Below are 25,311 nucleotides of genomic sequence, written 5' to 3' on the forward strand. Positions count from 1 at the left end.
GAGGTAAAACAGTGAGTTTAAAGTGCTTAAATTTTATTAAAAGCAACTTTTAATTGAGAAACTAAAGCCGGATCCATATTTATATTACAGGCAAAAAATAACGGAGACTGAGTTGTGTTTAAATCAAGTAATGGTTCTAGTAACTCAAGCTTAGGCTCTGTTTTAACTCGATAGTTAAATTGCTTTTTGTTGAGGATAACAAAATCAAGTATATGGTGACGAGTGCTTATGAGTTTATCTATTTTATCTAGGCTATCGATGAGTAATAAATGCTTGCTTTCACTAAAGCCGCTTTCAAGCAAATAATGATGACTAAAGTTATCACGCAGTACTGCTATTTTGTATTTTTTAGCATCATTGAGTGTGTTTAACTTTATACCTCTGGATTTTAGACCATAAATGGCAGAGTCAAAGCTTTCCAGTTCGCCTACCCAGTTAAACTTACTTTCTCTATTAGGTAATCGAACAATCGAAAATATACAGGTGTTTTTATCGCGTAGCGCTGCATTGTAGGATATGGCCCAACTATGCGCCAACATAGTGTAGTTTATACCTGTACCTTCTAGCGCTTTATGAACTTTTTCGACAGAGCGGCCAACGAGTTTGTTATCTTCATTAATATACTGAAAGTCCGGAAATACTTCCGTTACTATTGTAATTTCAGCTGCATCAACTTTAATACAGCTAATGAACAATAAAAAGATCAACAATTTCATCTAGCGAGGCCTCAACTAACTCATTATATGTATTTAATAAATATAGCTGAGGCTTTATGAACTGCTAGTTTTTAGTCATGTGATGCACACTTATACGCTGATAGTGCTAGTATTTATAGCTTCTACAGCTTACTTGTTCATTGCACTAATTAAAAAGGCTGAAATTTTAGCGCCTTCTCTAAGTGTCGTTTCTGAGCTTGATTGGCCAACTAAAGAGCTGTCGGTAAATGGCGCTATCTCCATCATATCTGCACCCGTAATAGGAAACTCATCCGCAATGGCTGATAAAATATCAAGCGCATGCTGAGGCGTTAAACCGTGATGCTCTGGCGTACCTGTGGCAGATGCAAACTCTGCATCAAGTGCATCAATATCAAAGCTTACGTATATTTCATCAACGTTATCGGCTTTTAACTGTGCAATAGCGTCGGCAGCAACCGCTGCTGCGCCGCGTTCAATGATTTCATGTGCCCAGTGCTGTTTAACACCAAAAGTATTTTCCCAATGCGCTTTAGGCTTGCCACTTGAGCGTATACCAAATTGTATTAAATGATGCGGCGCCGGTAAAAACTCTAATATATGTGTACACCACGAGCCAAAACATAAATCAATACCTAAGCGCTCCACAAGTAAATCGGTATGCGCGTCAAAGTGAATAATAGCCGTGCGCTTACCTTGCTCACGTTTTGCTTTTAAGTACGCTTTAGTAAGTGGGTAACTGATTGAGTGATCGCCACCAATACCAAATAATCCTTTATCTTTAAACGTTGCGTAAAAACTGTCGCACACATCTTCAGTGATTGATAACGGGCTTACGTAATAGTCGTTATCTTCATCACCATATAAGGCTTTTTGGCAATTAGAAATGGTTGCATCATTTAGGTATTTGTCATGAAGTAAATGTGGGATCACACGTACATCACCCAAATCAAAAGAATGACACTGCGGTTGCTGATCAATTAATGCTGAGCGTACAAACAGTGGCCCCCAGTTTGCGCCGCGTAATATCCCACCGCCACAGTCTGAACTAATACCTAACATAACGGCTTTATGTGGTGAGTTTGGTAATTCGTTTAAAGACTCGCGCCACAAATTATCAACGTTTTCAGTTTGTCCGTAAAGTTTATTACGCAGCGCGGCTTTGCGCTCTTTTGCAGTATTTACTGTGTATACGCCATCGCCCGGTGCGCACAAACAGTGCTCAACTTTGTTTTTAAATGCTTCAAATTGTGTGCTCATAATAAACTCCTTCGGTTTTTATTCTGTACGTAGCTAATTACTTTTGATTAGTTATGCAAAATCACTAAAAATGCCTAAACTTCAAATAAATGCCACTTTGCTAAATAAGTCAGTGCTTAATATAAGTAAACACGTTAGTTTTTACGTCTTCACTACAAGATTAAATCATTGAATTTATTTGATATTAATGAAAATTTGTAATCATTCATTTAATCGTAGTTACGCGCTTGAGTGATACTTATTATGTCTGCTTGAACATGTCAACAGCGCAACAAGGCTACGTATATAAGTACTTGAGTGAATATTCATAGTTGGTGAATAAATCAAATTAGCCCTTAAAATTATTAAGGCTTTATTGGAAGAGTTAAGATAAAACGGACAATCGTCCTGTACTTGATAAACGTTTCTAGCAATCATGCTAGATTGACAACAAATTATTATAAAAGGCTTAGCTATGGAAAAGGTATTTCACTTAGGACTATGTATTGACGATCTTAAAGGTGCAAAACTTGCGATTGTACCGGGCGATCCAGATCGTGCAGCACGTATTTCACAATTCCTAGACAACCCAACCTGCCTTGCTCAAACTCGCGAGTTTCATGTTTATTTAGGTCAATTAAACGGCCACTCTGTGGTTGTATGTTCTACAGGTATTGGTGGTCCATCTACGTCGATTGCAGTAGAAGAATTAGCACAACTTGGCGTGCGTAAATTTTTACGTATTGGTACAACCGGTGCAATTCAGCCACACATTAACGAAGGCGAAATTTTAATTAGCCAAGCGTCTGTACGTTTAGATGGAGCTAGCCAACATTTTGCACCACTTAGCTACCCTGCTGTATCTGACTTTTATGCAACACAAGCTATGGTACAAGCATGTAAAAACCTAAATATCGATTTTCATATTGGTATTACTGCATCAAGCGATACATTCTACCCAGGGCAAGAGCGTTACGATACGCACTCTGGTTACGTTCCTAAATCACTACAAGGTAGCTGCGAAGAGTGGCAAAAATTGGGCGTGATGAACTACGAAATGGAATCGGCAACATTATTTACTATGTGTGCAGCCCTTGGATTACAAGCAGCATGTGTAGCTGGCGTACTTGTTAACCGTACTCGCCAAGAAATACCAAATGTAGACCACGGTGAAATTGAGCGTAAATCTGTAGCAGTAGTATTAGAAGCAGCTAAAGTATTACTTGATTAATACAGGTTATAGCAGTCAGTGAGTGAGTTAATTCGATAGAATGGCTCGCTTTAATAAAGCACAGCTCCGGCTGTGCTTTATTGTATGCAAGCCACTATTTAAGTGGTGCGCTAATTACTTTAAGTGCTGGTAAATGCGTAAAACTGGCAAGTACAGCTTTTGCCACTTGCGACTGGTTTTCACGACCCGCTGTTTCGAGCAATGTTATTCCCTTCACCGTACTTTCGTTAAAGCTAAGCCCAGCTAAAAAGAACTGACTTAGTGCACTTTGTAGTGGCGATAAACTTGGACTGTAAGCTGCATTTTCGGCGTAACTTCCGTAAAAATCACCATCACTAAATGTACTTATTTTTACGGCGCTAAAGTTTTGGCTGTAAGGCACGTACGCATTAAGTGCAAAACGCGCAAGGGTTTCATCAAGGCCATCAAAGCTAAAATTACCTTGCTGTGGTTTTGGGTTAAACAAGCTAAATTCGTTACCTAAATCGGTAGGTCCAAATGAATGCGGCAGTAATTCAGCAAGTTTAAATTGCTGATCAGGAAGTAAAATATCAAACTCTTTCGCATCAGCGAGTTCGTTCATAAACTGGCGACAATACCCACAAGGCGCATCGCTAATCGCAATTTTAACTATTTTTTTAGCGCCGTTTAACCATGCGTTATTTATAGCCGATTGCTCTGCATGAACCACTAAACTCAATGCTTGATGATCAAACTCTACATTCGCACCAAAGTAAAAGTTTACCTCACCCTTTTTATCAAGCGCTTTAACAATTGCGCCTACATGAAAATCTGACACTGGCGCAACGGCATACTCAGAAGCTAAAGGCACTAAACCTTGTAGTAATACATCATCAGACACATTGAGTTGCGCGCATAACGCTTTAATATTATTAGAATTTAATATACCACGTTGTGATTTTAATTGACTACGTAATGACGCTGTTTGCGCTACGCTTAATGTGAAGTGCGAATTTGTAAGTGCTGTATCTTGCTGTACAGTAAAAGTTGCTGAAGCCATAATATTTTTTAATTATTCAATGGCTAAGTAGTTTAAAAGGTTAGGATGTTAAATACCAGCCTATTTAACGCAAAAAAAGGGAGCACATCGCGTGCTCCCTTTTAATACCAATAGGTATACCTAACAAAATAAAGTGTTAGCCGGTATTACGCATACCTGCAGCTATACCTGTCATCGTGATCATTAACGCATTATCAATGTCACCTTCGTTTCGTTTTTCCTCTGAGCGAGCACGGCGTAAAAGCTCAACCTGTAATAGGTTAAGTGGATCGGTGTACGGATTACGTAAACTAATCGACTCCTTAATCCAAGGTTGTTCGGCGAGTAGGCTTTTTTGTGGGCTAAGTGATTGCACCAAGCTAATGGCTTCTTGAAGCTCTTTACGAAGTGTTACACCCAATGGTTTGTACATATCTTCCACCAGCGCATTATCGTAATGCTCACTCAACCAGCAATCGGCTTTACTAAATACCATTTCTAGCATTTCTAGGCGCGATCTAAAGAACGGCCACTGTAAGCTCATTTCGTTGAGTGTTTCTGCGCCGTACTTATTAAGCGCAGCTTTTAAGCCAGTTAACGCACCTAACCATGCAGGAAGCATTAAACGGTTTTGGCTCCACGCAAAAATCCATGGAATAGCACGCAGGCTTTCAACGCCACCATTAGGATTACGTTTTGCAGGACGCGAGCCAAGCGGCAACTTAGACAACTCAAGCTCAGGCGTTGCCATTCTAAAGTAAGGTACAAAGTTTTCATCGTGGCGAACTACATTACGGTAGTGTTCACACGACTCCTCACTTATTAGCTTCATTACTTCGCGCCACTGAGGTTTTGGTTCCGGCGGCGGTAATAAGTTACTTTGTAGTACTGCGCCTGCGTAAATATTTAAGCTTTGCAGTGCTACATCGGGTAAACCAAATTTAAAGCGAATCATCTCGCCTTGCTCGGTTACACGCAAACCACCTTTTAACGAACCTGGCGGTTGTGAATGCAGCGCTTGTGCAGCAGGTGCACCACCACGCCCTACTGTGCCACCACGTCCGTGGAATAAAATAAGTTCAATACCACGCTCATCAGCAAGCTGCACTAGTTTATCCATTGCTTCGTACTGCGCCCAACCTGCTGCCATCATGCCGGCATCTTTAGCAGAATCAGAGTAACCAATCATTACATTTTGGGTGTTTTTAATGTGCCCGCGATACCAAACATTATCAAGTAATGTAGTAATTACATCACTGCCTGCGTTTAAATCGTCGAGTGTTTCAAACAAGGGTGCTACTGGTAAATCAAAGCTACAGCCGCTTTCTTTTAGCAATAATTGTACTGCTAAAATGTCTGATGCTGTTCGCGCCATCGAAATAATATACAAGCCAAATGTTTGTTCGTCTTGCTTAGCAATAACGTCAAAGGTGTCTAGCACTTCTTGAACATCAGGGCTTGGTTGCCAATGTTTTGGAATAAGCGGTCTGCGAGAGTTAAGTTCAGTAAGTAAAAAAGCTTGTTTATCTTGCTCTTGCCATTGGTTGTAGTCGCCTAAACCTAAATAACGAGTCAACTCAGAAAAAACATCGCTGTGACGAGACGAGTCTTGGCGCACATCGAGTTTAGCTAAACGCAAGCCAAAGCTATTAATACGGTACAGTAAATCAAGCAATAAGCCATCAGCAACTACTTTCATATTACACTTTAATAACGAGCGGTAGCAGACCTCTACAGGGTGCTTAAGCTGATTAATGTCAGTAATTAAATCTTGTGAATCGCTACGCTTATTTTTAATTTTAGCGCCCAAGTGAGCCACGGTCTCTGCAACTTGGTTTTTAAGCTTTTTGATCACCGCTCTGTATGGTTCAAAGTCTTGACCTGCCAACTCAATAAGCTCATCACTGGCATCTGACATAGATAATTCAGCGCATAACGTTTTTAAATCTTGAATATATAAGTTAAGCGCCATCCAACGACCGTGGTCAAGCACCTCAGCTGTAACCTGCGATGTTACAAATGGATTTCCATCACGGTCTCCACCCATCCAAGATGTGAACTCAATCGGGCTGTAATCTTTTGGTAGCTCTAAACTTAATTGCTCTTTCACATTGGCTGAAAATTCACGTAAAAAGCGCGGAACAGCGTGCCAAAGACTGTTTTCGATTACCGCATAACCCCATTTAGCTTCATCAACTGGCGTTGGGCGAGAGCGGCGAATGTCGTCGGTATGCCAAGCCTGGCTAATAAGCTGTTCAATACGATTTAAAATAGCATCTCGCTCTAGCGGTAAGTTATCTTTTCGCTCTAATGACGCTAAGCAATCACTTAGTTCAACATGTTTGTTAATAATAGTACGGCGCGTCACCTCGGTTGGGTGGGCGGTTAATACTAAGTTTATGTGGAGTTTTGAGAGTGTTTCGGCCAAATGATTACTATCTAGCTGGCCTTGTTCTGCTTTTGTAACTAACGTTTTTAATGTTTGAGTGAGAGGGTTTTGTTGACCAAGGCCAACGTCATTAAAACGCGAAACGGTATGAAATTGTTCTGCGACATTAGCAAGGTTTAAAAAATGATTAAATGAACGGGCAACCGGCAAAAGCTCTTCATCACTAAGCGCATGTAAAACGTCTATTAGCGCTTGTCTGTCGTCTTCATTACCACTGCGAGATGATTTAGATAAAGCCCGAATTTCTTCTACTTTATCTAAAATAGCTTGGCCTTGAGCATCCTTAATAGTTTGTCCTAGTAATTGCCCAAGTAAATTTACATTACCTCGCAAGGCGGCATATTGTTCACTCATTTCTCATTCTCCTTTGTTTCGTAGGACACTATTAATATCATCATGAAGAGATATTTAATAGATCCATTTGCAATGTCTTGTCGTAAAAAAGTATATATAAAATAATCACAAAGCAATTACATGATCATTTTTTACGATGGAAACTGCCCTCTTTGCAGCACCGAAATGCAGCAACTAAAACACGCAGACTCTAAAAATCTAATTACGCTTGAAGATCTTAACGCGAGCGACTTTAGTGAACGCTACTCGTATATTGATAAAGACAAAGCAATGAACTACCTGCAAGCCCAAAAGCAATCAGGTGAAATGATTTACGGGCTTGATGTAACGTACGAAGCATGGAAAATAGTGGGTAAACACAGCTGGTTGAAAATTTTTCGCTTGCCAATAATTCGCTTTTTCGCTGACTGCGGATACCTGTTATTTGCTAAGTATAGGCACCCCATCAGTCGCTTTTTAATGCCAAATACTCAGTGCAGTAACGGCCAATGTGGACTAAAAGCAAAAGGTGATAAATGAAAACCATTGTTTTATTCGGCGCAAGCAGTGCCATAGCAAATGCATATATAGAACATTTGCAAATAAACACGCCTACTCATCAGATTGTTTGTATTAGTTCAAAAAGTATTGAATCTGACTCTAGTGTTGTCCACCTGCATACTGACTACACAAAACAAAGTTTAGCGCGCGTTACTAATTACCTAAAAGAGCAAAATGCCGATATACAACAAGTTATTATATTCAATGGTACACTGCACAACGAAACCCATATGCCCGAAAAAAAGCTGGAGGATTTAAACGCTGAGTATTTTAGCCAACTTCTCAATTCAAACACCCTAACTCCCCTACTTTGCTTGCAGAGTATTTTGCCGCTCTTAACACATAAAACGCAGTGTACTATTACAGCACTCAGTGCGCTTGTGGGCAGCATTAACGACAATAAATTAGGCGGTTGGTATACGTATCGCGCCTCTAAGGCAGCTCTTAACATGCTATTTAAAACCGCAGCGATTGAGCTTTCACGCCGAGCTAAAAATACCAAGCTCGTTTTATTTCACCCAGGGACTACTGATACTGCGCTTTCAAAGCCATTTCAAAAAAACGTACCCGCTGGAAAACTCTTTACAGCTGAATTTGTAGCTAAGCAGCTTTTTACACTTACTTTTAATAACCCTCATTTAGAACTCAATGGTGAGCCTGCCTACTTAGATTGGCAAGGCGAAACCATACCGTGGTAAGGACCTTTAATGCATTTTACTAAAGAGCGCATAAACGCACTTGAAAAACACACTCGTACTCATTTAATTAATTCGCTTTCGGGTTTTAAAAGCGCCAACTTAATTGGCACGCAAGACAGACAAGGCAATACTAATCTCGCCATTGTTAGCTCTGTTATTCATTTAGGGGCTCACCCGCCGCTGGTTGGCATGATAATGCGCCCAAATAGCGTGCCTCGCCATACGTTCGAAAACATAATCGAAACCGGTAGTTACACCATTAATCAGGTTAATAAGGCTATTTATAAGCAAGCTCATCAAACATCAGCCCGCTACGATAAAGGCGAGTCAGAATTTGCAGCGACAGGTTTAACGCCCGAATACTTAAACGAGTTTGCAGCGCCTTTTGTTAAAGAAAGCCGCTTAAAGTACTCGGTTAAATTTGTAGAAAACCAACATTTAGCCATCAATGGCACAGAGCTTGTAATCGGTGAAATCACTGATGTGTATTTAGATGAAGTAGCACTTCAAAGTGATGGCTTTTTAGATTTACAGGCTATTGAAACCGTGGCAGTAACTGGGCTTGATAGCTACCACACAAGTAATAAACTCACGCGTTTACCTTACGCTAAAAAATAATATGCCATTTTAAGAGGCTATAAACTAATAGCCTCTTATCGCATAACATTGAATTTTACCTTGGTATTAATCACACTAGCTAAAAATCCAAGGAGAAAAATATGACCACCATAGGTATCGGTACACAATCAAGCGAGCAAGCGCTGGCAAGCCTAAGTAACATGACGCAAACGCTGACCCCTATCGCAGCTGACGAACATTTAGAGCGCATAGCCAAGGCTCAAGCGTATATGCTAGCAAACAACATAGATGCAATTTATTTAAACGCTGGCACCAACCTTACCTACTTTACAGGCATGAAATGGTACGCGAGCGAACGTATGGTTGGCGCGATATTACCCGCCCTTGGTGAAGTACAATACATTGCGCCTTATTTCGAAATTGGTTCACTAAACGGGTTTAAAGTAATAGAGGGACCTATTCATGGGTGGCAAGAGCACGAAAATCCTTATACACTTTTTGTCGAAGTATTAAAAAAGTTAAACATTAATGAAAACGCAACTATTGGCATTGATGAAAGCGCACAATTTTTTATATTCGACGGCATTAATAAAGCACAAACGGGTTTAAACCTCATAAACGCCCAACCTGTAACGGCGCATTGCCGTATGCATAAGTCAGTTCATGAGCTTAGCTTAATGCAACGCGCGATGGACATGACCTTAGCCGTACATCAAGCCACAGCAAGCATGCTTTATGAGGGAATAACCACCACCGAAGTAGAAGCTTTTATTAAGCAAGCACACCAAAAAGTAGGTGCACCAGGTAACTATTTTTGTATTGTTTTATTTGGTGTTGCAACGTCTTTCCCGCACGGTGTTAAAGATGCCCAAATACTTAAAAAAGGCGATATGGTACTAATTGATACTGGCTGTAAAGTACACGATTACTTATCAGATATAACCCGTACCTATGTATTTGGCGAACCTACAATGCGCCAACGGATGTTTTGGGATCATGAAAAAGCAGCGCAAATGGCGGCATTTAATGCAGCTAAAATCGGTGCCAGCTGCGAAGACGTAGACGCGGGCGCCCGTAACTATTTAGCGGCGCAAGGCCTAGGTCCGCAGTACCAAACACCGGGTTGCCCGCATCGAACGGGCCACGGCATTGGGCTAGATATTCACGAATGGCCATACTTAGTTGGCGGTGATAAAACCCCACTTGCCCCAGGCATGTGCTTTAGTAACGAGCCAATGTTAGTTATACCCGATGAATTTGGCGTGCGTTTAGAGGATCATTTTTACATGACCGACAACGGCCCTCATTGGTTTACACAACCAAGTTATAGTATTGACGACCCATTTGGCCTTAACGCTTAAAACTGAATACCTTCAAGAGCAGCTGCTTAGCTGCTCTTTTTAGTTTGGTATTGATAAAGTGCAGTTCATCCCAATATCCCCTGTTATACCAAAGCAATCCTCAAAAGGATAAATATGAAAAACTTTAAAATTGATATCGTTTCAGACGTAATGTGCCCTTGGTGTGTAGTGGGTTATAAAAATCTAGAAACTGCACTAGAGCAACTCAAAGACGAAATGAGCGCAGATATTACGTGGCATCCTTTTGAACTAAACCCAGATATGCCAATTGAAGGTCAAGACTTAAACGAACACTTAATGCAAAAGTACAACCTAAGCGAAGAGCAAGGCGATGAAAATCGTAAAAACATGTTCGAAGCAGGTCAGCGTGCCGGGTTTACCTTTAATTTTGATGGTGAGCGCATCATGATCAACAGCTTTGATTTACACCGCCTACTTACTTGGGCGCGTGAAGAAGATAAGCAAACCGAATTAAAGCTTGCCATGTTTGAAGCACACTTCACCGATTTAAAATACTTAAATCAAGAAGAGGCACTGCTTGATGTAGTAGAAAGTGTTGGCCTTGATAAAGAACAGGCCCGCAGTATTTTACACTCAGATAAATACGTTCAAACAGTACGACAAGAGCAAGACCGCTTTAAGCAACTCGGTATTACCTCAGTCCCTACATTTATTATCAACGATAAATATGCAATCAGTGGCGGACAACCAAGCGACTCGTTTATTCAGGCACTAAAACAAATTAGTGAAGAAGAGGCTAAGCAAGACGCTTAGTTAGCTAGCAAAATTAAAGGCTGCAATATGCAGCCTCGTAGCCAAACAATGCTAATTTAAGCATTTTCAAACTCTTTATAAATTAGCCACTTTGGCAGGTAAGGGGTGTCGGGCACTTGCCAACCATGTTTATCATAGGCAAGGCTAGCCACTGCGCTTATTAGCAGAGCTACATCGCCTGTCCACGTAACTGCGCCCTCAGGTGGGTCATTGTAGAATGTATAATGTAATTCAATAGCCTTGTAGATTGCCCGTTTATAATGAGCTTCATCGTTTGATAAAAGCGCTACCCACACATCCAAATAAGGCAAGAAAAGCATGTTCACATAAGGCGCTCTAAATTCATCAACATGCTCAGGGCCTGATTTTTCCATTACCTCGCGTAATAACACTGTTTGGTCTGCGTCTTGTACAAATATATTTCGCACAAAATTTAGGAGTGCGAAGTCAAGGGCGTCAGGGTACTCAAGCCAACTTTCTTCGCATCGACAGATTAGCTCAGTCGCATCAGCATCTCTTAAACACAGGGCTAAACTTAATTGCAGTAACCAATCATCAACCATGATTAAGCGATGTTCAGCACGACCTTCTAAGCGAAATACGTGATCTTTTAAAGTAAAAATATGGCGCTGCCCGGGGTTTGACACTAAATTATAATGCGCATGCAATAAATCTAGGCCAAAGCGCATAATAGGCACGCCCTCAAGCCCTTTTTCTGCTTTTTGTGCAGTAAAGCTAACACGTATACAACTCATTGCATCTGAACTTAACCGTGCTTGAGGTGCCTTGTAAAATGATGGTTCCTTCTCCAAGTAACGAAACCATTTGTCCTCATAGCGTTCTAAATGAATTTGAAAAGCATTTTGCAAATTCACTAATTTATAATGGTCATTGTGGTACTTTAAATGGCTCATAACTTGATACTTCCAATGGTGTAATTTGTCACGTCAAACGTTGGTTTTAAACTACTGCCAGTTTGAAACTTCTGTTGCACTTTACGAAATTCAATGTTACCAGAATAACTATCAAATGCTTGCAAAGTGTTGCCCAAGGCTTGTGTAAATAGGGTGGTCAGGTCTTTCTTTTTGACACTATTTTACTTACACGAGAATAGTGCAATTGAAAATAGTCACCAATCTCTTTCAAAGTGTCTTGTCCTGAAATCTGTTTACACATTTCAGGACAAGACAAGTTTAAAACTAAATAAGACTGCACATTTTAGCCCTATTGGTTCTCAACTGTAATATGCAAATATTCGCCGCTGTAGTTGATTAAGCAATCCTTACTAGCGCAGTAATAGAGCGCCCCTGACTTGAGTATTTCCTCCTCAGTATTTTTAATTATTAACGCGCAGCGATGCGTATTTTCGAAAGTCTTAATCGATATTTCTAAAAAGCCTATGAGGGATTTATTATTTATTGTTACCTGCTCTGTTATTAAGTTTATTTTAATAACCCTAGCCAATCGAAAATATTTATAAACTATATACAAACTGGCTAAGCAGCTAAATGGCAGTATCATCTCCCCTGCTACTTTGCTAAAGCCACCTTCGTATGTTGGTAAATGAGTGAATAGACTAGTAAGCTCCCCTAACGCTAAAACGAGCCCTGCTAATATAGCGATAGCTCCTATCCCTACACCTTTAGATTTTATTAACGTGACTGTATTTTTCATAATAATAGGTAGTTGATATTGCTTATGGTTAATTTCTAATATAGGAACATATCTACTATTTGTTCCTTTGCCACAATTAACATTACACGAATAGATTTTTACACTGGCATTATAAGTGCATTATTAGCAAAGAAAATTATTACATGCTCTGTGAGATAATTTTGTGCGAATGATAGGTAAAAATTACATTTATTTAGACCCTTTTTTCAAAGCGACCAACAATGTTGAAACCTACATTTGTACTGTCTGCACAAATAAATTAACTATTTAAAGTAAGGAGTACACATGGCTAAGTCAGCAACATTATATAGAATGGCAACCGATGAACATATATGTCCGTTTGGACTCAAATCAAAAGATTTACTTAAGCGAAAGGGCTATAAGGTAGATGATAAGCCGCTGACTTCGCGCGAAGAAACCGATGCATTTCAACAAAAGCACAATGTTGATACCACACCACAAACATTTATCGATAACGAACGCATTGGCGGGTATGACGACCTGCGCGCTTACTTTAATAAATCGGAACCTGGTCAACAAGGTACTACTTACACTCCCGTAACGGCTATTTTTGCTGTTACCTTATTGCTTGCCTTTGCATTTAGCTACTCAACTGGCTTTGCACTTTTTTCTATGCATACAATTATGCTGTTTATCGCGTTAACAATGGGCGTACTGGCTATTCAAAAATTACGCGACTTATACAGCTTTAGTAATTCTTTTATAACCTATGATTTATTTGCGATGAAAGTAGTGAGATATGCTTATGTGTATCCATTTTTAGAAGCATTTGTAAGTATTGGCATGATTGCAGGGCTTTCAGCTTATATTGTTGCACCAATTTCTTTATTTATTGGGGGTGTTGGCGCCGTGTCGGTGATTAAGGCTGTTTACATAGACAAACGAGAGCTTAAATGTGCCTGTGTTGGCGGAGATAGTAATGTACCGCTGGGGTTTGTCTCTCTAACCGAAAACCTGTTTATGATTGCTGCGGGTATCTGGATGTTTATTAAATAACCTTAACTCAGGTTAAACAATGAGCTTGATAACTAACCAGGTTATTTTACATGACTGGTCATTTAGTGTAAAAAAAGGCTACTAACTAAATAATAAAAGGAATTAAAATGAAATACTTACTGTCTATCATTGCCGCTCTAATCATTACTGGCTGTACTACAACTCCACTTCAAGACAGTCCTACCGCAACAGTAAAATCAACAGTTCCCCCTAAATACCCTGTTGCAGAGGTGCGTAACAAAACAGAAGGTTTTGTTACCATGTCTTTTGATGTAGATAGTTATGGGCGCCCAAATAATATTAAAGTTATTAACGCTAAACCTGATCAAGTGTTTAATAGCGAAGCCAAACGTGCCCTATCTAAATGGCAATACTCACCTAAAGTTGTTAATGGTGTTGCTGTACCTGATAAAAACTTAGAAATGACAATTGAGTTTAATTTGGATAATTAATAATCGGGTAAGATTATATCTTAAAGGCTGCAGTGTGCAGCCTTTTTAGTATTTGTCAGCGAGCTTATTAAGTACGATAAAGCACTTTAATTACATGCCAGCCAAATTTGGTTTTAACTAAATGTGGCTCTAAAATTGCGCCATTAAAGGCTATTTTGTCAAACTGTGGAACCATTTGCCCGCGTCTAAACTCACCTAAGTCACCGCCTTTTTTACCTGATGGGCACGACGAGTATTTTTTAGCTAAGGTTTGAAACTTGGCACCTTTACCTAATTGCTTAATAATGTCTTCTGCTATTTCTTTGTGTTTAACCAATATGTGGAGTGCGTGCGCTGTACTTGCCATTTCAAAGCCCTGATAATTTAAAACGCGGCGATTTTAGCACAGCCACCTAAACCTAGCATCTACTTATAGCTAAGTTAACTTAGCCAATTATAAATAATGTTTTGCGTCCTCTGGGTTGGGTATTCTGCAATACTGATATTTGCCAAATAACGAATACCTATTTAAAGCAACCCTATCGTATAACCAATTATTAAACCTATTTGGCAAAATACTAAATACGTTTGCTAGTTTGTATGGGTAACCTAGCTGCTTAACAACATTAAAAAAAGCATGGCTTTGTGTAAATGCTTTACCATTTTCAACAAGCACCATTGAGGCATATTCAGTTGTTGAAAAACCAAAATGCGTTAACAGCAATTCCCCTTTTAGAGATTGCACGCTGCATAATTTAAAAATAGTATTTTTATCGTGAGCAATAATAAAATTACACCACGCGCTGCACAGCTTACATTGCGCATCAAATAAAATAACTTTTTGATTTTGCATTAATATAGCTGCATCATCGCTCATAACACCTCCCTTAAATTAAGTACTAAATTACTGCTGCACCGGTTTTTTTTGTAACTTGCGCTGCAAAGTACGCCTATGCATATTAAGTTGCCGCGCGGTAACCGACACATTGCCATTATTGCTGTGCAGTACTTGTTGAATATGCTCCCACTCTAAGCGCTCCGGCGACATAACCGCATCATCAATAACATTCGATGCCAATGCCACAGGCTCGGTGTTAAGCGCTTTTAATAATGTTGCCATATCAACCGGCTTAGTAAGGTAATCGTTTGCACCTAACCGCATTGCCTCTACTGCGGTTGCTATACTTGCAAACCCAGTTAGTAAAACAATATGAGTTTGGGGGAGCAAACTACGCAGCGGTTTTATGAGTGCAAGTCCGTTGTCGTCACCTAGTTTCATGTCTAATAAAACAAAGTCGGGCAATAGTTTACGCGCGGTAAGTAACGCATCACTTTGATTATGCGCCACCTCACAGGTAAAGCCCTGTTTAGTTAAACGCCTTGCCAGTGTGCTGGCTAAATTAATGTCGTCTTCAATTATAAGTAACTTCATGAGGCGTTATTCTCAGTGTTTACAATTGCGAGTTTAACTTTGGCGACAGCGCCGCCATCTGCATGGTTAAACAAGGTAAGTGAGCCATTTAAACGCTCAAAAGTAACGTTTGATAAAAGCACAGCAAGCCCCATTCCTTGATCGCTTGGCATAAGTTGACCACCCAGCTCTGCTAATTGCGATGATGAAAAGCCACGGCCAAAATCGCGAATTAACAAGTAAACGCATTCACTATGTAAGTTATCTTGCTGCCAACTCAGCTCTAATTGAGTTTGGCCTTGTTTTTGATTAGCGAGCGCGGCATTTTGCAATAAATTTAAAATAGCAGGCAATAACATCGCATCACTCAATAGCGTTGCCGCAATAGGTGGCGTTATCCATTTAATGTGCTGATCAGGGTATTGCAGTAAAAGCGTATCTGTAATTTGCGTTTGCAGTTGCTTTACGGTGGTATGCTCTTGCGAATTTTTAAGGCGTAATTGCTCTGAGAGTTTTCTAAAGTCGTTAAGTTGCGTACTACACTGAGTAAGCGGCGCTTGCATGTGCTTAACAATTGGGTTGTTTGGTTGCTCTTCTAATAACTCTTCAAACAATAGCTGTAAATTTGCAATTGGGGTCGCTAGTTGATGGGTGATTTGTGCAGCGGCCCCATCAAGGGTAACAAGCTGTTCATTACGCAATTGTTTTTCACGCACGTTTGCAATAATTCGCTCTCGCTCTTTAAGTGCCCTGCTCATTGCGCCAATAACAAGTGCAATTACGCTAGCACTTAAAACAAAATTAACCCACATGCCAATAAAATGACTACTCATATTCATTTGATGCATACTGTGATCGGGCATCTTTATAAGTAGCAAACTGTATGCGGCAATGGCTAATACCGCAATATAAGCTAATCCTTTTTCTCGCAGCGTAACAGCAGCGATCATTATTGGGAGCAATAATAACGAAACAAATGCATTAGTTGCACCGCCGCTTAGTGAGAGCAAAACCGTTAAAAATAATACGTCTGCAGTTAGCTGCATCAACATACCCAAAGGTTTAGCACGGCTTACATTTCGATAAGCAAATAGGCTAATAAGCTGAAACACAGCCTCAACGGCAATAACAATAAGTAAAGGCAGTAATGCAATTTGATGTTCTAGTAAAAAATAAACGCTAAGTACCGCAATTAATTGCACGGCAATAGCGCCGCTTCGCAGCATTAATAATCGACTAATGGTGGGGTCGGTACGCATTAACAACAGGTTATTGCCCAATCAAATGTTTAATAAGGTTATTTTAACGGTTATATGATTTTTAATCATCATCCATCGAAATTGAAAACGGCGCACAAGGCGTTCCTTGGTGAAACACCATTTTCCATTGTTCATTACTTTTACGCCAAAGCGACATACGCAATGAATAATTAAACTCAGCGCGAGCAGAGCGCCTAAAAGCAGCTTGGTAACTAAGTTGCACTACATCATCGCTCAGCATTCGGCCCTTAAAATGCTGATTATAAAACTGTGGCACAACCTCGGTAGGTAAGCGGGTAAGTACTTGGTATTTATTAAATGTAGTGCCATTGGCAGCAATTTCGATAAATTCATCATCGAGTAAAGCATCTAATGCGCGCTCAGATTGGCGAACTTCTGGGTCTAGTAACTGGCGCTCAGCGTCAATCAAATGATTAAACAACGACACTTTTATTTTGCTGCTCATAACCTTCCCTATTGTCTATAAACTTGCCCAGCTTTCATAACAAATTGCACGTTTTTAAGTACGTCAATATTTTTAAGCGGTGAGCCATTCACACTGATAATATCTGCTTGTTTACCAACACTCAAGTCGCCAATGAGTGCGCTTTGCCCCAGCAGTTTAGCTGCATGTATGGTTGCTGATTTAATCGCTTGGGCTTCGCTCATTCCATTGTTTACCATTAAACTAAATTCGTTAGCATTAAGCCCATGACGCGATACCCCAGAGTCTGTTCCAAAAGCTATATTAACCTTGTTTTTCAGTGCAAGTTTAAACGAAGCCTGCATTTTCGGAGTCACTTCACGCACTTTGTCGGCTATTGCCGGTGGCATATTTGGGTTTGTAAGCACCTCTTCACTTACCGTTGCCCCCGCTAAAAGCGTCGGTACTAAATAAGCCCCCGTTTTTTTAAATAACTTTATTGCCTCTTTATCTAAATAAGAGCCATGCTCAATAGAATCTACACCGGCTTTTAAGGCCGCTTTTATACCTTGTGTACCGTGTGCATGGGCTGTAACTTTACGCCCTAAGTGGTGGGCAGTAGCAACAATTGCAATCAGCTCTGCATCTGTAAGTTGTTGGTTAACCCCTGCGGCGGTATTACTCAATACTCCGCCTGTGGCAGTAATTTTAATTACATCAGCGCCACTTTTTATTACCTCGCGTACCGCACGGCTACAATCATCCGCGCCATTACAAATACCAATCCCACCTGTAACCGCATCTGTAATATCTTTTCGATAACCGTGCATATCAGCGTGTCCACCGGTAGGCGATATTGTATTACCCGCTGCAAAAATACGAGGGCCGTTAATATCATTTCTCTCGATAGCGCGTTTTAGCGGAAATATAACTTTATGATCGCTACCTAAATCTCGCACTGATGTAAAACCCGCATCGAGCGTACGTTGCAAATATTTAATTGAGCGCAAAGCATAATCGGCATCATATTCTGTTGCCCAGCGGTGAGGGTTTGCTTTAGCATCTCGCTCAAACGTAACGTGAACATGCATATCAATAAGACCAGGCATTACAAATTGATTTTTAAGATTGATAATATCGGCATCAGATAGGTTAAGTTCTGCTTTTGTGAGGTAGCCGTTTTTAATGGCTGTTATTGTATTATCTGTTATGACTAACGTTTGCTCTGTTTTTGCTTTTTGATCCTCAGATGCAAGTAAGCTGCCCGCATAAATAATTTTATGCTGTTGGGCAAAAGCCCCATTTGCAATTAATGCCAGCGCTATTGAAGTGAATGTTGTTATTAGTGTTGTTTTCATACTTGCTCCTTTTTTATACTAGCATTACCTTAAATAACCTGTAATTGCGAATATTTACGACACAAAGCATGCTATAAACTAGTCTTGAAAGCCGTTTTTTGGTATAACTCACCCATTAGAAATACATGTCAGACCACCTTAAGAGAACATACTATGCCTTACGCACATATCACTGGTTGGGGTAAATGCATTCCACCAGCAAGCATTAGCAACGATGAAATTAGTGAAATAGTTGATACCACCGACGAGTGGATAACCACGCGTACAGGCATTAAATCTCGCCGAGTGAGCCATGTAAGTACCGCCGAGCTGGCAACCGTTGCTGCTAAGCATGCTATTGCGTGCGCGGGCGTTGATCCTAAAGATATTGATTTAGTGATATTAGCCACTTGTACACCTTCTACTGTTGTGGCAAATACCGCCTCACAAGTGCAAAAAAATATTGGTGCAACCGGCGCTGCCGCAATGGATACAAACGCGGCATGTTCGGGCTTTTTATATGCATTGCAAGCTGCTACAGCACAAATTCAAGCGGGTATGATCAAAAAAGCCGTGGTCATTGCCGCTGAGCGTATGACCTGGTACGTAAACTGGGCACGTCGCGATAGCGCTGTTTTATTTGGCGATGGCGCAGGTGCAGTAATACTTGAAGCTGCCGATACGCCTGCTGGTTTACTTGGTACCAAAACCGGTTGTGACAGCGAAGACCGCGATATTTTACACATCACCAACTTTGGTAGCGATTTAAATAAGTATGAGCCAATTGGCCCTTCTGATTTATTATTTGAAGGTCGTGAAATATTTAAACGTGCTGTAAAAGGTATGAGTGAAGCCTGCGACGACGTACTTAAGCAAGCTGATTTGAGCCTTGACGACATTAATGTACTCGTTCCACACCAAGCTAACTTACGTATTATTCAGGCTATTCAGCATCGCTTAAAAGTACCTGACGAAAAAGTAATGGTTAACATTGGTGAGTATGGTAATACCTCTGCTGCTACGATTGCTATTGCGTTATGTGAAGCGGTTGAGCAAGGGTTAATTAAACCGCATTCAAATATTATGTCTGCTGCATTTGGTGCAGGTCTTACGTGGGCTGCAAGTTACATAAAATGGGGCGAACGTGTAACGCCTATTAGTGTAAGTGATGCCGCTTTACCGCCATGTGATAAAACTGGTTTAGAGCTTGTAGCACCGGCTGTTAAAGCATGTAAAGAAGCCGAGCAAAGCTAACACAACATGTAATAAGCCACATTTAAAACGCACTTATTTAAGTGCGTTTTTGCTTTTTAAGGAATTAAACTTGAAACTTTTAGGTATTCATCACGCTGCGATTATTTGTAGTGACTATGTACGTTCTAAACACTTTTATAGCAATGTACTTAAACTTGACGTTATTAATGAGCACTTTAGAGCTGATCGTAATTCATATAAGTTAGATTTAGCCATGCCCGATGGTAGCCAAATAGAGCTATTTTCGTTTGATGGATCGCCCGCAAGACCAAGCTATCCCGAAGCACAAGGCTTAAGACATTTAGCTTTTAAGGTAGCGGATGTACAGATTGCAAAAACGTATTTAGAGTCGTGCGATGTAAACGTTGAGGATATTAGAGTGGATGAAATAACCGGCAAAAAGTTTACCTTTTTTGCCGATCCAGATAACTTGCCACTTGAGCTTTATGAGGTTTAAAACTCATAAGCTCAAGTTCTTACTATTGAATCAAAAACTTACTTATTAAAACGATTTTGTAAGTAGTTAAACACTGCACGAATACCTAATGCTTCACCACCCGTTGGACGACCTGGTAATGCACGTAAGTTCCACGCCATTACATCAAAGTGTACCCACGGTGTTGTTGGCTCAACAAATTCTTTTAAGTAAAGCGCTGCAGTAATAGCACCACCAAACGGTGTACTTGCACAGTTTGCCATATCGGCTACATCACTTTTTAGTAAGTTTTTGTATTGCTCAAACAACGGAAGTTGCCAAACAGGATCATGTACACTTAAACCTGCATCAATAATACCGTTTGCTACATCGCGCTCTGTTGAGAAAAAGCCCGGAAGCTCCGTGCCCAGTGCAACACGACATGCACCCGTGAGGGTAGCAAAATCAATAATTAGCTCAGGATTATCGTTTTGTGCTTCGCTTAATGCATCACACAATACTAAGCGCCCTTCTGCGTCTGTATTATCAATTTCGACCATAATGCCTTTGCGTGTTTTAACAACATCGCCCGGGCGAAATGCATTGCGCGATACTGCATTTTCAACAGCAGGTACAAGCACTCGTAATCTAATTGGTAAGTTAGCTGCCATAATAAGCTGTGCTAGTGCAATTACGTGCGCCGCGCCGCCCATGTCTTTTTTCATGTTACGCATGCCAGAGCTTGGCTTTAAATCAAGTCCACCTGAGTCAAAACATACGCCCTTACCTACTAGTGTAATTAATGGAGCATCTGTTGCGCCCCATTTTAAATCAAGTAAACGCGGTTTATTTTCGCTTGCACGACCCACCATGTGAATAGTCGGGTAGTTTTGCTCTAGTAACTCATCGCCAATCCACTGTGAAAATTCGCCATTGTAAGTTGCAGCTAAATCTTCCATTACTTGCGATAAATGTTGCGGCATCATATCTACCGCTGGCGTATTAACTAAATCACGTGCAAGTGTAATAGCATCAGCTTGTTGGCTAATACGCTCAAACAACGCTTTATCGCTAATGGCTAATTGCGCTTTTGCTGTTGGTTTTTCTTTATATTCACTAAATTCGTAACCACCAAGCACAAACCCTAAAGCAACTTGCTCTACAAAAGCGCTCTCGCCTTGAATTTGATAAGTACCAGTAGGAAGTGTATTTGCTAAATTACCCGCAGCCCAAAAATCATCGCTACTTTGCATTAAACAAAATACCTGGCTTAACTCGCCCGTTTTAGCATCAGGAATTAAAGCAACACCTTGCTTTTCAAAACCTGTATTAGTTAACCAATTTTGTATAAATGCAGGCTGCTGTGCTTGCCAGTCAGATAATTCGTTTTTAAGAATAAAAGATAAAGGAATACCAGAAGATGTATGACGTAGTAATGCACTCATTAAAAAGCTCATATAATATAAAAATGGTACTTAAGAGCATATCAATAAGCGCACCTAAAAGGTATCGCTAATTTGAAGGGATTTTAGCTACTTTTTTAAGCTATTTTTGGATTCTTGCTTTTGATTTTCTTGATCTATTTTAGCATCAAGTTCTTTAATTGATTTGTTCATATTAAACGAACTTGGCAGTACATCAACTCCCACTAAACTCCCTAATTTAACAACTAAAGGAATTGTAAGCGGGGCAAAAGGTAATACTGCAAACACACCAAGCCCTAACCCTTTTAAAATATCAACAAATTGCTCATTTGCGCGCTTTAACTCCTCTTTACTTGTTTGGCCTTGAGTGTAGCGCCTATAAATAGAGAGCATTTCTTTGGTTTCTTGTTTTTCTTGCGCAAGTGCAATTTTAAGCGCCACCATAGCACGGCGAAAACGCAGCTGTTGGCGTTTTTTACTAATTTTAACTACCCGCCAAGGTGCACGGTGAATAACTTTATATAATCGCATAACTTTTATTTTCACACAGCAGCACGGGTTCACAAAGAATAATTTACTTACAACATCCTTTAACTTATCCTTTGCACCAAATTAGTATTAAATACATACAACAACACTGAATATGACAAACCAACTACCGCAAAAACCTGAAAAACCAAAATCTGATGAATGTTGTGGTGGTGGCAGTTGCTGCCCCTGCGTGTGGGATGAATATAAAGAAAAATTAGCAACTTGGCGATGCGCACAAAACATTGAAAACCCCACCAAAAAGAAACAAATAAATAACATTTAAATACTGATAACGCATTAATTTTCCTCTCAACAACCCTATTTTCACTTATTTAGTTCATTTTAGCTTTACTTTGCACCATTGTTGCATTTTTTCTTAAATTGAATCTTTTTGTTATCAAATGGTTAATTAGTAATTGCCCTTCCAGTTTTTTACCTATAGTCTGTAAATAGGACTTCACAAAAAGTAAGCTTAATTGATTAGGCTTTTGAGCTAAACCCTCAAACTTATGTGAAACAAAAAATTAAGTAAAAAATAAATGATGTGAAATTAGCATCAAAAATAAGAATTATTCTAACTGGGGAAAATTAGAATGAAATTAAAAAATAATGCGCTAAACCAAGCAATCAAATTTGCTTTAGCTACAACCACTGCAGGGTTGTTTTTTTCGGGTTCTGCTATTGCAGCAGACGAGCAACAGCAAACTAAAGTAAATAAAAACGTAGAGAAAATTGCCGTAGTAGGTACGCGTTCAGCTCCTCGTTCAATAGGTGACTCACCGGTTCCAATCGACATTATTGGCGGCGAAGAGCTTGAAAAGTCAGGTAACACTGACATGCTTGAACTTTTAAAAGGTGCAGTACCATCGTTTAACGTACACCAAAACCCTATCAGTGATGCGGCTTCTCTTGTTCGTCCAGCTAACTTACGTGGTTTACCGTCAGACAGCACATTGGTTCTTTTAAACGGCAAACGTCGTCACCGTGCTTCTGTAATCGCATTTTTAGGCGGTGGTATTAACGATGGCGCGCAAGGCGCAGATATTTCAGTTATTCCAAGCATTGCGATTAAACAAGTAGAAGTACTTCGCGATGGCGCGGCTGCGCAGTATGGTTCTGATGCAATCGCCGGTGTAATGAATTTCCAACTAAAAGACGCTTCAGAAGGTGGTAAATTAGAAATCCGCCATGGTCAATTTTATGAAGGTGATGGCGATACAACACAAGTGTCGGGTAACGTAGGTTTACCGTTTACCGACAATGGTTTTGCTAATTTAAGCTTTCAATATAAAACAGCTGATGCAACAAGTCGTTCAGTTCAACGTGCCGATGCCGCAGCACTTTCAGCTGCAGGTGTGCCTGATGTATCTTCTCTTGCACAAGTATGGGGCGCACCAGAAGTAGATGACGATATTACTATTTTTGGTAATGTGGGTTTAGAGCTAACAAACGACTCTGAATTTTACATGTTTGGTAACTACTCTGAACGTGATGTACGTGGCGGTTTTTATTACCGTAACCCGCAAACACGTTCTGGTGTTTACTCAAATGATGGTGGCGAAACATTACTTGTTGCCGACACAACACCTGATATGAGCGCTAACTGTCCAACTATCACAATAACAGACGGCAATGTACTAGATGATCCTGCTTACATAAATGGTGTAGCAAACAACCCAGATTGTTTTGCCTTTAATGAGATGCTTCTAGGTGGTTTTACACCTAACTTTGGCGGTAACATTACTGATACTTCTTTAACTATTGGTACTAAAGGTCGATTCACTGGTGGCTTCTTAAAAGATACTTACTATGACTTAAGCGGCACTGTAGGTTTAAATGAATCACGTTACTTTATTTACGACACGGTTAATGCCTCTTTAGGTGCAGATACGCCACGTGACTTTAGCCCAGGTAAATACGAACAGCTAGAGAAAAACTTTAACTTTGATTTATCAAAGGGTGTCGACTTTGGTTTAGCATATGATGTAAACATTGCCGGTGGTTTTGAATGGCATGAAGAAACATTCACTATCGTCTCTGGTGATGAAGAATCTTACACTGCAGGCCCTTTAACAGCACAAGGTTTTGGTATTGGCTCTAACGGCTTTCCTGGTTTTAAACCATCACAAGCAGGTGAATTTTCTCGCCGTAACTATGCAGCATATGTTGATGTTGAAGCACCGTTTACTGAAGACTTCTTAATGGGCGTAGCACTTCGATTTGAAGACTACGACAGCTTTGGCACTACCACTAACTACAAAGTAATGGCTCAATACCATTTAACTGAAGATTTAAATATTCGTGGCTCTGTAAGCAGTGGTTTCCGTGCACCAACGGTTGGTCAAGCTAACGTAAGTAATGTACAAACAAGTTTAGATGGCGGTGTATTACAAGATTCAGCGCTTCTTCCACCAACAAACCCAATTGCAGTGCAATTAGGTGGTACAGAGCTTGAGCCGGAAGAATCACAAAGTTATACGCTTGGTGCTGTATACACAATTGGCGAATTATTTTTAACGCTTGATTACTACAACATCCAAGTAGATGACCGTATTAGCCAATCAGATAAAATCAACTTAAGCCAAGCAGACAAAGATACCCTTGCAGCAGCAGGAGTACCTAATGTACAAGGTCTTGCTCAGGTAAGCTTTTTTACAAACGACTTTGACACAACAACACAAGGTATCGATTTAGTTGCAAACTATACAGCTGAATTAATGGGCGGTAGCTCTACATTTAGCCTTGCATATAACTGGAATGATACTGAAGTAACTAAATTTAGTGAAATTACAGGTGCGTTTAAAGTTAAGCGTTTAGAAGAAGATTTACCTAATCATCGTGCAACGTTCACATTGTCTCAACAATGGGAATCAGTTTCTGCATTTGCTCGTGCAAACTACTACGGCGAATACCAAGGTGTTCACGTTGATTATGATGCAACAGCTAAAACAGCAGATGCTGCAGTCACTATTGATGCTGAAGTAACTTACTTCTTAAATGAATCAGTTAGCTTCTCAGTAGGTGCTCAAAACTTATTCGACCAAGATGCTGAAAAACTTGATTTTGCAGATGCAACGGGCATCCCTAATAACAACTGGGGTGGTCAGTTCTACGAAACATCTCCGTTTGGTATTAACGGTGGCTTTTACTACGCTAAAGCAACATATACTTTTTAAACTATTTTCATGAAGAACCAAAGGCGAAATGTTAAAGA

Annotated in this window: 25 protein-coding genes; 12 read left to right on the top strand and 13 right to left on the bottom strand. The window is 40.1% G+C overall.

The annotated features are described in order from the left end of the window. Positions 1 to 26: 26 nt before the first annotated feature. Positions 27 to 716 (bottom strand): transporter substrate-binding domain-containing protein, encoded by a 690-nt coding sequence (locus GQR53_RS00340; RefSeq protein ID WP_165742547.1) that lies wholly within the window; start codon positions 714 to 716, stop codon positions 27 to 29. A 129-nt stretch (positions 717 to 845) separates the two neighbouring features. After that, complete coding sequence (locus GQR53_RS00345; RefSeq protein WP_024605708.1) at positions 846 to 1,955, bottom strand: arginase family protein; 1,110 nt, start codon at positions 1,953 to 1,955, stop codon at positions 846 to 848. Between the two features lie 454 nt (positions 1,956 to 2,409). Between GQR53_RS00345 and udp the strand changes: the two genes are divergently transcribed. Beyond that, entirely contained in the window at positions 2,410 to 3,165 is a 756-nt protein-coding gene (gene udp / locus GQR53_RS00350) for a uridine phosphorylase (RefSeq protein ID WP_007582384.1), read from the top strand. 94 nt (positions 3,166 to 3,259) lie between these two features. On the opposite strand, the gene cdd is transcribed toward udp, so the two are convergent. Further along, the gene (cdd, locus tag GQR53_RS00355) at positions 3,260 to 4,186 is read right to left on the bottom strand and encodes a cytidine deaminase (protein ID WP_165742548.1); all 927 of its coding nucleotides are present in this window, start codon (positions 4,184 to 4,186) and stop codon (positions 3,260 to 3,262) included. A gap of 136 nt (positions 4,187 to 4,322) precedes the next feature. Next, the gene (ppc, locus tag GQR53_RS00360) at positions 4,323 to 6,968 is read right to left on the bottom strand and encodes a phosphoenolpyruvate carboxylase (RefSeq protein WP_002959021.1); all 2,646 of its coding nucleotides are present in this window, start codon (positions 6,966 to 6,968) and stop codon (positions 4,323 to 4,325) included. 120 nt (positions 6,969 to 7,088) lie between these two features. Here ppc and GQR53_RS00365 point away from each other — a divergent pair, with 120 nt between their 5' ends. The 5 genes from GQR53_RS00365 to GQR53_RS00385 all read left to right on the top strand — a co-directional run bounded on the left by GQR53_RS00365 (position 7,089) and on the right by GQR53_RS00385 (position 10,920). Beyond that, complete coding sequence (locus GQR53_RS00365; RefSeq protein ID WP_024594554.1) at positions 7,089 to 7,487, top strand: DUF393 domain-containing protein; 399 nt, start codon at positions 7,089 to 7,091, stop codon at positions 7,485 to 7,487. Further along, a complete protein-coding gene (locus GQR53_RS00370; RefSeq protein ID WP_165742549.1) occupies positions 7,484 to 8,206 on the top strand; it encodes an SDR family NAD(P)-dependent oxidoreductase in 723 nt (240 codons plus the stop codon). Before GQR53_RS00365 ends, GQR53_RS00370 begins: the two co-directional genes overlap by 4 nt. A 9-nt stretch (positions 8,207 to 8,215) precedes the next feature. Continuing rightward, positions 8,216 to 8,824, top strand: coding sequence for a flavin reductase (locus tag GQR53_RS00375; RefSeq protein WP_165742550.1), 609 nt, complete (start codon positions 8,216 to 8,218; stop codon positions 8,822 to 8,824). Between the two features lie 101 nt (positions 8,825 to 8,925). Beyond that, positions 8,926 to 10,146, top strand: a complete 1,221-nt coding sequence (locus GQR53_RS00380) for a Xaa-Pro peptidase family protein (RefSeq protein WP_165742551.1) — start codon at positions 8,926 to 8,928, stop codon at positions 10,144 to 10,146. Between the two features lie 114 nt (positions 10,147 to 10,260). Then, on the top strand, positions 10,261 to 10,920 hold the full coding sequence (locus tag GQR53_RS00385; protein WP_165742552.1) for a DsbA family oxidoreductase: 660 nt from the start codon (positions 10,261 to 10,263) through the stop codon (positions 10,918 to 10,920). Positions 10,921 to 10,976: 56 nt separating this feature from the next. On the opposite strand, the gene GQR53_RS00390 is transcribed toward GQR53_RS00385, so the two are convergent. Further along, complete coding sequence (locus GQR53_RS00390) at positions 10,977 to 11,834, bottom strand: immunity 49 family protein (protein WP_165742553.1); 858 nt, start codon at positions 11,832 to 11,834, stop codon at positions 10,977 to 10,979. A 1,045-nt stretch (positions 11,835 to 12,879) separates the two neighbouring features. Between GQR53_RS00390 and GQR53_RS00400 the strand changes: the two genes are divergently transcribed. Both GQR53_RS00400 and GQR53_RS00405 read left to right on the top strand, forming a co-directional pair. Then, complete coding sequence (locus tag GQR53_RS00400; protein ID WP_165742554.1) at positions 12,880 to 13,611, top strand: MauE/DoxX family redox-associated membrane protein; 732 nt, start codon at positions 12,880 to 12,882, stop codon at positions 13,609 to 13,611. A gap of 107 nt (positions 13,612 to 13,718) precedes the next feature. Next, positions 13,719 to 14,063: a TonB family protein gene (locus GQR53_RS00405; RefSeq protein WP_165742555.1), complete on the top strand. Its 345-nt coding sequence runs from the start codon at positions 13,719 to 13,721 to the stop codon at positions 14,061 to 14,063. Between the two features lie 67 nt (positions 14,064 to 14,130). Here the strand turns inward: GQR53_RS00405 and GQR53_RS00410 are convergent, their stop codons facing one another. The 6 genes from GQR53_RS00410 to GQR53_RS00435 form a co-directional block, all read right to left on the bottom strand. Continuing rightward, positions 14,131 to 14,409 carry a peptidylprolyl isomerase gene (locus GQR53_RS00410; protein ID WP_004588770.1) on the bottom strand — a complete coding sequence of 93 codons (279 nt, stop codon included), beginning with the start codon at positions 14,407 to 14,409 and terminating at the stop codon, positions 14,131 to 14,133. An 87-nt stretch (positions 14,410 to 14,496) separates the two neighbouring features. Further along, complete coding sequence (locus tag GQR53_RS00415) at positions 14,497 to 14,919, bottom strand: DCC1-like thiol-disulfide oxidoreductase family protein (RefSeq protein ID WP_165742556.1); 423 nt, start codon at positions 14,917 to 14,919, stop codon at positions 14,497 to 14,499. Positions 14,920 to 14,946: 27 nt separating this feature from the next. Beyond that, a complete protein-coding gene (locus GQR53_RS00420) occupies positions 14,947 to 15,474 on the bottom strand; it encodes a response regulator (RefSeq protein ID WP_165742557.1) in 528 nt (175 codons plus the stop codon). Further along, positions 15,471 to 16,712 (bottom strand): sensor histidine kinase, encoded by a 1,242-nt coding sequence (locus tag GQR53_RS00425; protein ID WP_206013065.1) that lies wholly within the window; start codon positions 16,710 to 16,712, stop codon positions 15,471 to 15,473. The genes GQR53_RS00420 and GQR53_RS00425 overlap by 4 nt, the downstream gene beginning before the upstream one ends. Positions 16,713 to 16,773: 61 nt before the next feature. Beyond that, positions 16,774 to 17,178 carry a DUF4440 domain-containing protein gene (locus GQR53_RS00430; protein ID WP_024595765.1) on the bottom strand — a complete coding sequence of 135 codons (405 nt, stop codon included), beginning with the start codon at positions 17,176 to 17,178 and terminating at the stop codon, positions 16,774 to 16,776. Between the two features lie 8 nt (positions 17,179 to 17,186). Beyond that, positions 17,187 to 18,494 carry an amidohydrolase family protein gene (locus tag GQR53_RS00435; protein ID WP_165742559.1) on the bottom strand — a complete coding sequence of 436 codons (1,308 nt, stop codon included), beginning with the start codon at positions 18,492 to 18,494 and terminating at the stop codon, positions 17,187 to 17,189. A 153-nt stretch (positions 18,495 to 18,647) separates the two neighbouring features. Between GQR53_RS00435 and GQR53_RS00440 the strand changes: the two genes are divergently transcribed. Together GQR53_RS00440 and GQR53_RS00445 are read left to right on the top strand one after the other, a co-directional pair. After that, positions 18,648 to 19,727: a ketoacyl-ACP synthase III gene (locus tag GQR53_RS00440; RefSeq protein WP_101216126.1), complete on the top strand. Its 1,080-nt coding sequence runs from the start codon at positions 18,648 to 18,650 to the stop codon at positions 19,725 to 19,727. Between the two features lie 70 nt (positions 19,728 to 19,797). Then, the gene (locus tag GQR53_RS00445) at positions 19,798 to 20,184 is read left to right on the top strand and encodes a VOC family protein (RefSeq protein ID WP_024605693.1); all 387 of its coding nucleotides are present in this window, start codon (positions 19,798 to 19,800) and stop codon (positions 20,182 to 20,184) included. A gap of 38 nt (positions 20,185 to 20,222) precedes the next feature. Here GQR53_RS00445 and GQR53_RS00450 read toward each other — a convergent pair whose 3' ends face one another. Next, positions 20,223 to 21,587 carry a leucyl aminopeptidase family protein gene (locus tag GQR53_RS00450; protein WP_024605692.1) on the bottom strand — a complete coding sequence of 455 codons (1,365 nt, stop codon included), beginning with the start codon at positions 21,585 to 21,587 and terminating at the stop codon, positions 20,223 to 20,225. A gap of 87 nt (positions 21,588 to 21,674) precedes the next feature. Next, entirely contained in the window at positions 21,675 to 22,097 is a 423-nt protein-coding gene (locus GQR53_RS00455) for a hypothetical protein (RefSeq protein ID WP_007582356.1), read from the bottom strand. A gap of 112 nt (positions 22,098 to 22,209) precedes the next feature. Between GQR53_RS00455 and GQR53_RS00460 the strand changes: the two genes are divergently transcribed. Together GQR53_RS00460 and GQR53_RS00465 are read left to right on the top strand one after the other, a co-directional pair. Beyond that, entirely contained in the window at positions 22,210 to 22,380 is a 171-nt protein-coding gene (locus GQR53_RS00460) for an oxidoreductase-like domain-containing protein (RefSeq protein WP_010553991.1), read from the top strand. A 310-nt stretch (positions 22,381 to 22,690) separates the two neighbouring features. Then, positions 22,691 to 25,273 carry a TonB-dependent receptor gene (locus GQR53_RS00465; RefSeq protein WP_024605691.1) on the top strand — a complete coding sequence of 861 codons (2,583 nt, stop codon included), beginning with the start codon at positions 22,691 to 22,693 and terminating at the stop codon, positions 25,271 to 25,273. Positions 25,274 to 25,311 lie beyond the last annotated feature (38 nt).

Source organism: Pseudoalteromonas sp. Z9A6, assembly GCF_011378805.1.
Classification (GTDB): Bacteria; Pseudomonadota; Gammaproteobacteria; order Enterobacterales; family Alteromonadaceae; genus Pseudoalteromonas; species Pseudoalteromonas distincta.